We start from the raw sequence: 12,566 nt of genomic DNA on the forward strand, positions 1-12,566 counted from the left end.
ACAGAGTTTGAGTCAGCGCACATTTGTACCCGTGCGGATTAAAAAAATGCAGCCATAATCAAATTACCCTTGGGTTTTATGTGTTCTTATTGTTAAAGAATACCCGGTATTTCATGGGCTTAATGCTAATGCAGAGGTTAATATGATGGGGTTTGGGGGCAGGACAGCCCTTATCAGCGGTGCCGCCTCGGGCTTGGGGCGGGCTTTTGCCATAGGATTGGCACAAAGGGGCGCCAGCCTGGCGCTGCTGGATATCGACAGCTGTAAAGATACCTTGAATGCGCTTTCTGCTTTGGGGGCCGATGCCAAAGCCTGGCAATGTGATGTTGCCGACGAACAGCGGGTCGCCAAGGTGTTGCAGGAAGCCTGCGACCACTTTGGTACCATAGAGCTGCTGGTGGCCTGCGCCGGGATCCACCATCCCTGCTCATTTGAAAAGTTGACTGCCAAACAGTGGCGACGGCAGTTGCAGGTGGATCTCGATGGCAGTTTCTTCCTTTGTCACGGCCTCTGGTCACGAATGAAGGCACAGGAGTATGGCCGGATCCTGCTGCTCGGCGGTGTCAGCGGTGTTTTCGGCGATCTGTTCGAAAGTGCCTGGGCCAGTGCCAAGATGGCTTTGCTTGGATTAACCAATAGTCTCAGTCGTGAAGGCAGTATTCACAATATCCGCGTGAACAGCCTCTGCCCCATGGTCACCACTCCCATGACGGAAAAACATCTGGCACTGCCGGTGCAACCCCTGTTTGGGGGGAATGCACCTTTGGCAGCCGGGTTGTTTCTGCTCAGTGAACAGGCGCCTAATGGCCAGCATCTTTTGGCGGCGGCCGGCAGTATCAGCCGAGTGAGAATGGCTGAAACCGAGCCGGGTTATTTTCATGCCGGCGCCTGTACGCCTGAGCTTTTGGCCAGAGCATGGCCGGAGCTGAGTGTGGCCACTCCGCTGGGATTCAGCGACAGCGGAGAGGCACAAATCGTCAAATGGGCCAGGCAGGCCGCAGCCGAGCATGATATAGAGATAGAATAAAGGCTTCTGGTCACGAAGGGCGGTTCTGGGTTAATCTTTGCGGTATATGTCAGCCAGTTAACAGAATTTTATGAGCCAGGTTTTAGATGATCTCTTGTCACTGCTCGCGCTTGAACAGATAGAAATTGGACTTTATCGGGGCCAGAGCCAGGATCTGGGTTTTGGTCATGTGTTTGGCGGTCAGGTCATGGGCCAAGCCCTCAGCGCTGCCCGTCGCACTGTGCCGCAAGAGCGCCAGGTGCATTCACTGCATTCCTATTTTTTACGGGCAGGCGATGAAAAGTTGCCGATAGTCTACGAAGTCGAAAACATGCGTGATGGCGGCAGTTTCAGTGCCCGTCAGGTGAAGGCGATTCAGAAAGGGCGGCCGATTTTCTACATGACCTGTTCCTTCCAGGAGCCGGAGGAGGGTTTCAGCCACCAGGCAGAAATGCCGGAGGTTCCCGGCCCTGAAGGGATACTCAATCAGCAGGAATTGGCGATGACCATGAGGGACAAGGTGCCCGCCAGAATGCTGGAGAAGTTCATGGCCGATGCCCCCATAGAGATGCGCCTGGTCAATCCGCTCAACCCTGTGGCACCTGCGGCGACTGAACCTGTACGCCATGTTTGGCTGCGGGCCAATGGCGCCTTGCCGCCTGAGCATGAAATGCACGATTACCTGCTGGCGTACGCTTCGGATTTCAACTTTTTGGTGACGGCAGCTCAGCCTCATGGGGTGTCATTTCTGACCCCAGGGATGCGGATGGCCACCATAGATCATTCACTCTGGTTCCATCGTCCGGTCAATATGGGCGAGTGGTTGCTGTATGCCATAGAGAGCCCCAATGCCAGTGGTGGCCGGGGTTATGTGAGAGGGCAGTTCTTCAACCAACAGGGAGAACTGGTGGCTTCGGCCACTCAGGAAGGCCTGATACGTATGACTGCCAAATAAGGGAATGAAAGATGATTAAATATGTAAAAGGGCTGGTCGTTGCCGCCGGGATAGTCTTTCTCGGTGCCTGTGTTACGGTTGACCCCAAGGCACCGGTTATCGTCAACGGGGCGGCGGGCTACCTGGAAAGAGTGGCCTTGCCTCAAGGCTCAAGTATCACAATTGCCATCATAGATTTGGATACCCCAGGGGTAATCGTGGCGCAAAAGAGCTTTGATATTGCCAGGGCGCCGGTGCCGTTCAAATTCATTTTGCCGGCGGAAACCGTTGAGTCCAATGTCAACTATGGTGTGGTGGCCATGATCCAGTATCAGGGGCGAGTGATATTCCAGACCTATGACAGATACCCTGTGATCAACAATGACAAATTTACCACCGAAGTGCTGATGAAGGCGGTGCCTTTACCGCAATTGGATCAGCGTTAAGCGTTGCCGCAGGATATGAAAAGGCGCCACTTGGGCGCCTTTTTACTTGTTACACTCTGAAAATACTTATCTGTTTCTTCAAGGCGGCGGCCAGCTCGGTCAACTCTCTGGCGGAGTTGACGGTTTCTGTGGCGCGGATATCGCCTTCGCGGGCCAGATCTGTTATCTGGTGCAGATTACGGGTGACTTCATCGGCCACCGCGCTTTGCTGCTCTGTGGCACTGGCAATACTGCTGACAGATACCGCCAGATCGGCAATCCGCTGGGCAATGGCGGTCAACTGATTGTTGGCTTCCTCTCCCTGCTCGGCGGAGCGATTACCCAACTGATGACTCTGATCCATGCGTGTAGCCGTGTCCTTGACCTTGGCCTGCAGCGAGGTGATGGTCTGGCCGATTTCCGAAATCGATGCCTGAGTGCGGCTTGCCAGAGTGCGCACTTCATCGGCCACCACGGCAAAACCGCGCCCTTGTTCGCCGGCGCGGGCGGCTTCGATGGCGGCGTTCAGTGCCAGCAGGTTGGTTTGCTCGGCGATGCCATTGATAACTTCAGTGATGGTGTTGATGGCTTCACTCTCTTTGGCTACCCCTTCGACGGCGGTATGGCTCTCGCTTAACTGTCTGCTGAGGGTTTCCAGCCCTTGCACCACCTGGGTCAGTTGCTGGTGTCCGGCGCGGGAGGCTTCATCTACCTGCTGGCTCTGGTTGGCGCTTTCACCGGCGTGGTTGGCCACATCGCGTATCGAAGTGGACATCTCCTCAATGGCAGTCGCTATCTGATCGGTTTGAGCCATTAGCGCCTGGGCTTCATCGCCGTTGAGACGGGCAACTTCCTGGGCCTGTTCGGCCTGGTATTCCAGAGTTTGTACTGAGCCCTGCAATGCCTGGATCAGCTGTTTCAGTCCCTGGGTCATTTCGGTGACGCTGTTGCTTATCCGTACCACTTCGTTTTCGCTGCGGCTGTCTAGCTTGGGCAGATCATTGCTGAAGTCGCCTTTGCCCAGGTTTTCCATGTGGCGCTGCAAGGTTTGCAGTGGTCTGACAGTGCGTACCAGCACGACAGAGAGCAGGGCGGTGATCACCAGAATACCAATCACGGCAACCAGGGCGTTGATCAGTAAAAGAGTCTGGCTTTCCTCATTTAACTCGGCGGCTTTGACCTGACCGATAAGCTCCCAGTTCCAGCCGGGAATGGTAGCGCTGTAGGCAATCATCTCCACGCCTTTGCTGTTGTGATAGCTCTTGACCCCTTCACTGTTCATTAGCTCATCGAGTGGCAAGCCATCGAGCTCTGCCTCTGTCACGGTTTGTCCCTGAGCCAGGCTGGGGTGAGCCACCACCACCTTGTCGGCGCGGCGCAGCAGCAGGTAGTTGCCGCTTTCTTCCAGGCGCAGCTGTTTGACCGACTGCTGCAACTGCACCAGAGAGTCACTGATGTCGAAGCCTATATAGAGAATACCTATCACTGACCCTTGAGCATCCTTGACCGGACGGTAAACCGTCATATAGTCGCGGCCGAATAGCTTGGCATAGCCCTCATAGACCTGGCCCTGAATAAGTTTTTGATAGCCCGGGTGTTTTGTTCCCAAATAAGTCCCCAGAGCGCGGCTGCCATCGGCCTTTTTCAGTGAGGTGGCAATACGTAGAAAGTCATCGCCGTCACGAACGAACACAGTGGCATTCCCGCCTGTGAGGTTGGCATATCTGTCGACTTTACTGCGGGAGGAGTTGAGCTGTTCCTTTTCATGCATCAATGCCGGGGTATCTATCCCCAGGACTCTGACAGTTTTGTTTTCCGGTTTATGGAATTGGCCTGGATACATGGCCCTGAATACATCGGCATTGCGACGGGCCAGGGACAACAGGCTCTCGTATTGCAATGCCAGCAGATCATCGACCCCATGGATCTGTTGCTCCATGGCGGTTATCGCTTTCTCTTTCAAGGTCGATGAGGCTGTCAGGTAGGAGATGCTACTCAGGATGCCAAACACCAAAATCGTCAGCACAAAAGCCAGTGTGCCGATCTGTTTGGCGATAGGCCAGTTGCGGTAATTCATTATCGTTATTCCTGTATGACCGGTTTGTTGAACTTTATCTCATTCACGTTAAACAAGTTTTGACCTGAATCTAACTATGGGCTCGCCCCTTTATTTTAGAGGAAGCTTGATTACAGCAGTACAGTTTGGGCAAGTTTTTAGTTCTTTATATTGTATACAAAATAAAGTATGTGATATAAAAGTTGCGGTTTTGTTACCGCTACAGGTTAAAACAAAAGTGGGGCAAGCCAGGGAGTAGAAGGATAAATAGAGCTAACTGATTGATTAATATTAGAGGAAGGGAGAACGAGTATGAGAATGCAGCCATTGGCTATCGCCATTTCCTGCCTGTTGGGGGCTTCGGCATCGGCTTGGGCCGAACAGAGCGCGGCGGAACAGGTGGAACGGATTGAAGTCACAGGGTCGAGGATTAAGCGTGTCGATATGGAAGGCGCGACCCCGATCACCACTATTACCGCCGATGAGCTGGCCAAGTCCGGGTTTGCCACGGTCGGCGATGCCTTGCGTTCCTCCAACCTCAACGCCTTCGGTTCCTGGGGCGGTGGTTCCAACAATGGTTGGGGTTCCCAGGCTACGGTACAACTCAAAGGGGCTTCGGCCTTCAATACGTTGACGCTGCTGGATGGCAAACGTATGGCCAAGTCCCCCGTGCTGGATGGAGGCGCGGCCAACATCAATACTATTCCGATGGCGGCGGTCGAGCGGATTGAGATACTGACAGACGGCGCCTCGGCGATTTACGGTACAGACGCCATTGCCGGTGTGGTCAATATTATTCTCAAGAAGGACTTCGAGGGTATCCAGCTGGACGGTCGTATGGACAGGCCCAGCAATGAAGGCGGTGAGTCCTCCAATCTGTCGTTCACCGGTGGACTCAATTCCGATAAGGGCCACCTGGTGTTCACCTTTGAACACTATGAGCAGAAACCCATCATGCAGTCGCAGCGCTGGTTTACCCAACCCTTTGTGGTACCGGGTGGCGATGCATCCGACTATCAGGATTGGGTCAATATTTCGCCCACCGGCAGGGTGCTGACCCAAGGGGCGGCAGGAAACTGGGTTTATTCGGCTCCCTTTGCCAACAGTGACAGAGACTGCGCCGATGTTTATGGTGACAAGTTTGTCGGTGTGCTGAACGACAGCGATTATCCCGGCGATACTCTGTGTGCCTATGACTATACCAAGGCCGCAGCCACTACAGTGGATCAGAGCCGCAACAATACCCTGTTGCACTATACCTATGAGCTGAGTGATTCACTGCAACTGACGGCCAGAGCCTATTGGGCCGCCAATGAAACCCGGGATATTTCGGCGCCGGTCCCGGCCTGGATCAGCATTCCCAATGGTTTACCCGTCTATACCACGGCCGAGGGGCTCGAGTTGGTTGAGCTGATGGCCGACCCTTCTGCCGGAATGAACTTTCGCTTCGATACCGCGGGTGACAGGGTCGCCGAGCATCATGACAACATCTTTGACTATCTGCTGGCGCTCAACGGCACTGCCGACTTTATCAGTTGGGATCTTGCATTCAACTACAATAAATACAGCAACTTCACTTGGGGGACTGGCTATCAACTCAAGGGCGCCAGCTCAGATCTTATCGGCCATTGGGACACAAACAGCAACAGCTTTGTCGGCTGGGACCCCAGAGACCCGAATTCCCCTATGCCCGGTGGCGCTACCGCCAACTATGATAAGCGCATGACGGCTACCTATCTGGATATCAATGGCGGCGCTTCCATGGATTTGTTTGAGTTGCCCGGTGGCTTCAGTGCCTTGTATGTCGGCGCTTCCTATCGTGAAGAATCACTGGATTCCAAGGTGGATGCCTTGGCTGAGGCCGGCATGATAACCGGCGGCAACGGTGGCAGTGGCGGCGAGGGTGAGCGTGAAGTTTGGGCTACCTACTTCGAGCTTATGCTGCCATTATTTGACTCGCTGGAGTTGAATCTGGCCGGGCGCTACGATGATTACTCGGATTTCGGCGGTACCTTCAACCCCCAGTTGTCGCTGCGTTATCGGCCGCTGGAGTCCTTGATGTTGAGGGCATCCTGGGGCACAGGATTCAGAGCGCCGACTCTGTCGGATCTCTATCAGGGCACCAGCGAAAGCTATGGCGATATTACCAACTACCTGAGTTGTTACGATAATCAGGAAGATATCGACTCTTGCAGCCGCACCGACAATGCACCGACCTTGACAGGCGGCAATCTGGAACTCAAAGCCGAAGAGTCTGAATCCTACAACCTGGGGCTGGTATGGGATATCAATGACAATTTCAATGTCTCGGTAGATTATTGGTCGCTGGAGATCACCAATATGATCGAAGAGTTGTCGGCCAGTGAAATCGTCCGCACCCAGGCAAGACTCTGGCAGGCGGCAGATGCCCAGGGGCAGCCCAGACCCGATGTCAGCGATATCTATCCTGGCACTGCGATTTCCCGTTTGGGTAATGGCCGTATCGATTATGTGCAGAGTCAGAAACTCAATCTCGGCCGCAGTGAGCGTGAGGGGCTGGATCTCAGCTTCAGTGGCACCCTGGAAACAGAGTTTGGTGACTGGAAGTTGGGCCTCGGCTGGTCACACTACTTCAAGTATACCTATACCTATGCCAGCGCCGGAGAACAGGTGCTGGGGGATGATGTCGCCGGGCGAGAGGGCACCCCGGAGGATAGATTGAATCTGACGCTGGACTGGAACTATGGCGACCATGCCGTCAGCTATTTCAGTAATTTTATCGGTAGTCAAACCAGCTGGGATGTTCTTGATGACAGTTGGGATCCGGCGACGGGGCAAACTATTGATGACGGCAAGCTCTATGAACTCGACAGTATCTGGTATCACAACCTCAGTTACACCTATACCTTACCCTGGAACAACAGCTTGTCGCTGGGGGTAACCAACCTCACCGATGAGGGCCCAGTGCTGGCCTACGACGGCAGCTATAACTCCAACCTGTACGATATCCGGGGTCGAACCTACTGGGCCGGCTTCCGTCAGGCGTTTTAACGCCGCTCCCTTGATCCTCGTTGGATCTTCAGGCACACCCGTTTGGGTGTGCCTTTTTTGATCAAAATTGGTTCGCCATTGCCAAATCGCGGGAGCATTCTGGCCGAGGTTTCAGCCATAGAGAGTAGACCACAGGTACCCAAACCAGAGACAAGAGGGTGGTCAGTGCCGTGCCTCCGGCAATGGCTATGGCAAAGGGGGGCCAAAAACCGCCGCCGCCCAGAATAAGTGGCAGAAAGCCGCCTACTGTAGTGATGGTGGTTGAACCTATATGACGACTGCAACTCATCACCCCGGCGAGAATGACTTCGGTGTCGCCGGCGCGTGCCATAGGCTCGGACTCGAGTTCGGCCAGGATCACTATCGCGGCATTGATAGCCAGGCCCATCAAGCCCAGCAGACCTATTATCACGGTAAAGCCAAAGGGATAACCCAAAGCCCAGACCGCCAGCAGCCCGAGCCCCGCCGATTGCAGGGCGCTGAGCAGAATGATTCCCGTCAGCCTGAAGGAGTTGAAAGAGAGTACCAGCACTGTCAGCAATGCGGTGATCACCAAGACGATATTGGAGAGCAGATTACCCACGGCTTCATCACGCTTGGCACTCTCACCGCCTATCTCTATTCGGTAGGAGGCGGGCAGTTTAAGCTCGGCCAGTTTGGGTTTGACTCGCTCCAGCACTTTTTGCGGCAGCACGCCAGAGGCGATATAGGCTTCGAGAATATTGACCCGCTGGCCATTATAGTGAGGAATGGCGCCGCGACTGGCATTGACATGGCTTTGACTCACGGCCGAAAGTGGAATCGACTCACCATTGGGCGACAGCAGACTTATCTGTGACAGCCTGGATTGCTGCTCGCCGACACCGGCACCCAGCTTGACTCTCACCGGCAGCGATTCGGTTTGCTCCAGCAGGCTACCGCCTGTGATGCCTGTGGTGGACATCTGAATCTGCGAGGCGATTTCTCCCAGATTCAGGCCGGCCATCAGGCTGGCATCTTCATCGAGCTGCAGCCACACCTTGGGCGCCCCCGGGCTCAGGGTTGCCCGGGTGTGGATCACATCCCGGGTCTCGGCCAACATTCGCCGCACCTCATCCCCAAGCTCGGCCAACCTGTCGAGGTTGGGGCCATAAAGCCTCAACTCCACAGGGGCGTTGAAAGGAGGGCCCTGCTCCAGTTTACGCACCAGGATCTGCGCATCCGGATAGTCCTTATCCAGCCGCTGTTGCAACTCGGGGATTAAGCGATTGGCGGTGCGAAAGTCGCGGGTTCTTACCATTGCCTGGGCGTATTGGCTGGCGCCTTGCTGCTTTTGAGTCAGGTTGTAGTAGAAGGAGGGCACGTTCCCGCCTATGACCCAATTGACGCTTTCTATGCCGTCAGTACTGCGCAGCTCACTATCGAGTTGTTTGACTCTCTGCTCTGTTCTCGCCAGGCTGGCATGGGGCGAGAGGTAGAGCTCCAGCTGGAACATGTTTCTGTCCGATGGCGGGAAAAACTGCTCTGTCATCTGCCCGGAGGCCACAAAGCCTGTCAGCGGCAAGATACCAATCAGCAGCGCGGCAGTTTTCGGGTAATCAAGCGCCAGTTGCAGAGTCTGGCGATAGGCTCTGGCAAGCCTTGGCAGATTCACTCCGTGGTGGTACCAGCGGTTGTTGTCCCTGGCGCGGCTAAAGCGCCCGGCGAGACCGGCTATCAGGGTGTGGGAGATGAGGTAGGAGCCGAGCAGGGCAAAGATCACCGAAATGGCAATGCCACCGACAAACTCGCCGGCGGCGCCCGGCATCAGCACTATCGGTGCGAATGCCAGCATGGTGGTGATGGTAGAGCCGGCGAGCGGCAGCCACAGGTGCCTGATGGTGGCATTGACCGCCTGCAGCTTGCTCATGCCTTCGCGGCGACGCTGGGCAATGGCATCGACAATCACAATGGCGTTATCCACCATGATCCCCAGGGCCACCACCAGGCCGGTGACCGACATCTGATGAATGGGCAGGCCGGTAAACTTCATGCAGGCCAGAGTAAACAGTGCTGTCAGTGGCAGCGACAAGGCGACAATAAGCGCATTGCGCATGCCGACAGTCACCAGTAGCACCAGGAGAATGAGCACAAACCCCTGCAGCAGGTTGACGAGCAACTCCTGCAGACGCTCATTGGTATACCCCTCTTGCTCAAACAGCCATTGCATGCGGATATTGGCGGGGAAGCCCTGTTCCAGCTCGGCAGCAACCTGGCGGACTTGTTCACTCCAGATATCCACCCGAGTGTTGTTGAGCATGCGGGCGGCCACCATGATGCCGGGCTCACCGTCCAGCAGCGCCAGATTATCCGGCGGATCCTTGGGCTGGCGGCTGATAACGGCGATATCGCCAAGGCGGATCAGTTGCCCGAAACTGTCGGTCTTCAGCGGCACCTGGCGGATACGCTCCAGCGAGTCCAGTTCACCGGAAACTTCCACCAATGCCCGGAAGCTCTGGTTGTTGATTTCACCGGCCGACACCTTGGTATCGGCCTGATTGAGAATTCCGGCAACGGCTCCCGGTGTCAGTCCGAGACGATTAATACGCTCGCCATCCAGCGTTACCAGAATTTCCTCCGTCGGCGCGCCATAGAGTTTGACAAAGTCTGTACCGCTCAAGAGCCGCAGTTTGCTTTGCAACTCTTTGGCGTAACGGCTGATAATGTCGGGGCGCGCTTCACCGCCGCCGTGCCATCCCAGGCCTATGATGGCGGTGTAGGCGTAACCCAGCTGATCGTCCAGTACCGGCGGATTGACACTCTGTGGCAGGCGGCCGCTGCTATCGGCCAGCAGATCTCTGGCTCTCGACCAGACCGGCTCGGTTTCTATGACGTTATCTTTGAGCTCGAGTTGAATCACCGAGACCCCGGGTCTTGAGGTAGACTGGATAAGCTTGAGTTCCTCAAGTCGCCTAAGCTCATTTTCCAGTACTTCAGTCACCAGTGCCTCGACCCGTTCGGCGGAAGCGCCCGGATAGCTGGTGATCACAGAGGCAAAGCGGTTGGTGATATGGGGGTCTTCGGTGCGTGGCAGGCTGGAAATGGCGCCGAGTCCGGCAACCAACAACAGGGCTATCAACAGGCTGGCGAGGCGGCCATTCTCGACAAAAGCCTTGATAACAGCGTTCATTGTCCACCTCTTGCGGTCAATGCCGCTCCCGGTGAGACCCTTTGCCCGGCAACCAGTTTATGCAGGCCTGTGGTGACAAACTGCTCTCCCGGGCTGATGGCACCGGTAATAAAGGCGTTGTCGCCTTCGGTATAGAGAATTTCCACATCGCGGCGCTGCAGTTTAAACCCTTCGACATCTTGCTTGAGCACGTACAGATTCCACAGACCGCGAATACCGTCGGTGAGCGCCGATACAGGAACCCAGTAGCCTTCACGGGGAACTTCACGGCGGTACTGCAAATAAGCCAATTCGCCATTGATAGGTGTCGTTTCCGATGTGGGGGTGATGCTGAACCTGAGCTGCACTGTGCGGGTGACGGGGTTGATTTGGCCGCTGATCCCTTGCAGTTTGGCCTGATAGTAGTGTTCGGCGACTCTGAGACTGAGAATGGCTCCCGGTTGCAACTGCTCGGCAATATTCAACGGTACACCTATCAGTGCCTGCAGATTGTCGCTCTGCACCAGGGTAAAGACCGGGCTGCCCAGGGCGATGACTTCGCCGAGATTATGCTCTCTTGCGGCTATCACACCGGCAAAGGGGGCGATGAGAAGCGATTTCTGCCGCTTAAGCTCATTGGCCTTCAGTGAGGCTTCCAGCCTGGCGTGCCCGGCTTCCAGGCTGGCTAGCTTGCCTTTGAGCTCGTCGAGTTGCTGCTCGGAAAGATATTGTTTGGCACTGAGCTCCAGTGAGCGTTTCAAGGTTGCCCGGGCCAGCGAGATATCGGCCTGATTCTGATCCAGTGCCGCCTGTAATTCGGTCTGCTCGGCTTCCAGCAAGCTGGTATCCAGCTGTGCCAACAATTGTCCGGGTTTAACTCTGTCACCTGTATCTACCAGGAGTTTTTGCAACTTGCCTGCGAGTTCGAAACCTATGCCTGTGGTATTGCCGGCCCGCACGCTGCCACTGAATTGCTGCAGCTTGGTGTAACCTGGCTTTAACACAAGATTGGCACTGTTGACCACTGGGGGTTTGGTTTCACTGTGCTCAGATGGCTGTGGTTGGCAAGCGGATAGGGATAATAACAAAGTGAGGGTGGCAACCAGCGCACCTTTGCCCAGGCTCCTGTGGCTGACGTATTTGGTTTCAGGCCGGGGTACCTTGGGTTTTCCGGCGTCCTTGATGGTCTGTTGCAACGTCCTCTCCCTGCTTTGACTGATAATTGTTATTGATAGGTTAAACTGGACTTACTAGTCTAGTTTGGTGGAACTGGACTGTCTAGTCTATTTTGTGGTCTAATGCATGCCAAGGCGTTGCCGAATTAGGTACTAGTTATAACGATATGAATACTCAGCAATTAAGTCGTAGTGAACAGAAGAGGGCTCAGATACTGGAAGCCGCAATCGAGCTCTTCTGCGCTCAAGGGTTTCCCAATACCAGCATGGATGAAGTGGCTAAAACCGCCGGGGTGTCGAAGCAAACGGTTTACGCTCATTTTGGTTGTAAGGATGAGCTGTTTGTGGCGGCCATTGAATCCAAGTGCGTGGTTCGCCAGATTGCTGAAGTGCTGTTGGCCGACGCAGCCCGGCCGGAGCAGGCGCTGGCGGTGTTTGCTGAGTATTTCGGCGAGCTGATCGTCAGTGAGGATGCCATTACGGTTTATCGCGCTTGTGTTTCCCAGGTGGATACTCATCCAGAACCGGCGCAGCTTTATTTCGATGCCGGACCCGAGTACATGTTGGGTCTGTTGGTGGATTTCTTTACCCAGGTTGAGCGTCATGGCGGGTATCACTTCGGCAACAAGCGTCAGGCCGCGGTGAGGCTGAGCCTAATGTTGTTTGGTGAGCTGCGGCTCAGAAAAGAGTTGGGGCTGGATACAGGGCAACTCGAGGCACAGCACAGGGATTATTGCATTGAGACGGCGAGATTGTTTCTCAAAGCGCACAGCTTGGAATAGCCTACGGTTATGGTGACTTTTCTTCAACGGC

General features: G+C 55.1%; 8 protein-coding genes. 5 read left to right on the top strand and 3 right to left on the bottom strand.

Annotated features, from left to right (window positions below):
* The first annotated feature begins 142 nt into the window (after nt 1-142).
* The 3 genes from ACMHXI_RS21140 (at nt 143) to ACMHXI_RS21150 (ending at nt 2,386) form a co-directional block, all read left to right on the top strand.
* A complete protein-coding gene (locus ACMHXI_RS21140) occupies nt 143-1,027 on the top strand; it encodes an SDR family NAD(P)-dependent oxidoreductase (RefSeq protein WP_413736055.1) in 885 nt (294 codons plus the stop codon).
* Nucleotides 1,028-1,097: 70 nt separating this feature from the next.
* Nucleotides 1,098-1,961, top strand: a complete 864-nt coding sequence (gene tesB / locus ACMHXI_RS21145; RefSeq protein ID WP_025889848.1) for an acyl-CoA thioesterase II — start codon at nt 1,098-1,100, stop codon at nt 1,959-1,961.
* An 11-nt stretch (nt 1,962-1,972) separates the two neighbouring features.
* Nucleotides 1,973-2,386, top strand: coding sequence for a YbaY family lipoprotein (locus ACMHXI_RS21150; protein WP_025889849.1), 414 nt, complete (start codon nt 1,973-1,975; stop codon nt 2,384-2,386).
* Nucleotides 2,387-2,435: 49 nt separating this feature from the next.
* Here ACMHXI_RS21150 and ACMHXI_RS21155 read toward each other — a convergent pair whose 3' ends face one another.
* On the bottom strand, nt 2,436-4,442 hold the full coding sequence (locus ACMHXI_RS21155) for a methyl-accepting chemotaxis protein (protein ID WP_413736058.1): 2,007 nt from the start codon (nt 4,440-4,442) through the stop codon (nt 2,436-2,438).
* 291 nt (nt 4,443-4,733) lie between these two features.
* Between ACMHXI_RS21155 and ACMHXI_RS21160 the strand changes: the two genes are divergently transcribed.
* Nucleotides 4,734-7,451: a TonB-dependent receptor gene (locus ACMHXI_RS21160; protein WP_208184536.1), complete on the top strand. Its 2,718-nt coding sequence runs from the start codon at nt 4,734-4,736 to the stop codon at nt 7,449-7,451.
* Nucleotides 7,452-7,512: 61 nt separating this feature from the next.
* Here ACMHXI_RS21160 and ACMHXI_RS21165 read toward each other — a convergent pair whose 3' ends face one another.
* Both ACMHXI_RS21165 and ACMHXI_RS21170 read right to left on the bottom strand, forming a co-directional pair.
* A complete protein-coding gene (locus tag ACMHXI_RS21165) occupies nt 7,513-10,599 on the bottom strand; it encodes an efflux RND transporter permease subunit (protein WP_208184537.1) in 3,087 nt (1,028 codons plus the stop codon).
* Complete coding sequence (locus tag ACMHXI_RS21170) at nt 10,596-11,684, bottom strand: efflux RND transporter periplasmic adaptor subunit (protein ID WP_413736113.1); 1,089 nt, start codon at nt 11,682-11,684, stop codon at nt 10,596-10,598. Before ACMHXI_RS21170 ends, ACMHXI_RS21165 begins: the two co-directional genes overlap by 4 nt.
* 236 nt (nt 11,685-11,920) lie before the next feature.
* On the opposite strand from ACMHXI_RS21170, the gene ACMHXI_RS21175 reads away from it, so the two are divergent.
* Nucleotides 11,921-12,535 carry a TetR/AcrR family transcriptional regulator gene (locus ACMHXI_RS21175; RefSeq protein ID WP_413736060.1) on the top strand — a complete coding sequence of 205 codons (615 nt, stop codon included), beginning with the start codon at nt 11,921-11,923 and terminating at the stop codon, nt 12,533-12,535.
* Nucleotides 12,536-12,566 lie beyond the last annotated feature (31 nt).

It is taken from the genome of Shewanella sp. BJSY2023SW005 (assembly GCF_047314585.1).
GTDB lineage: Bacteria > Pseudomonadota > Gammaproteobacteria > Enterobacterales > Shewanellaceae > Shewanella > Shewanella algae.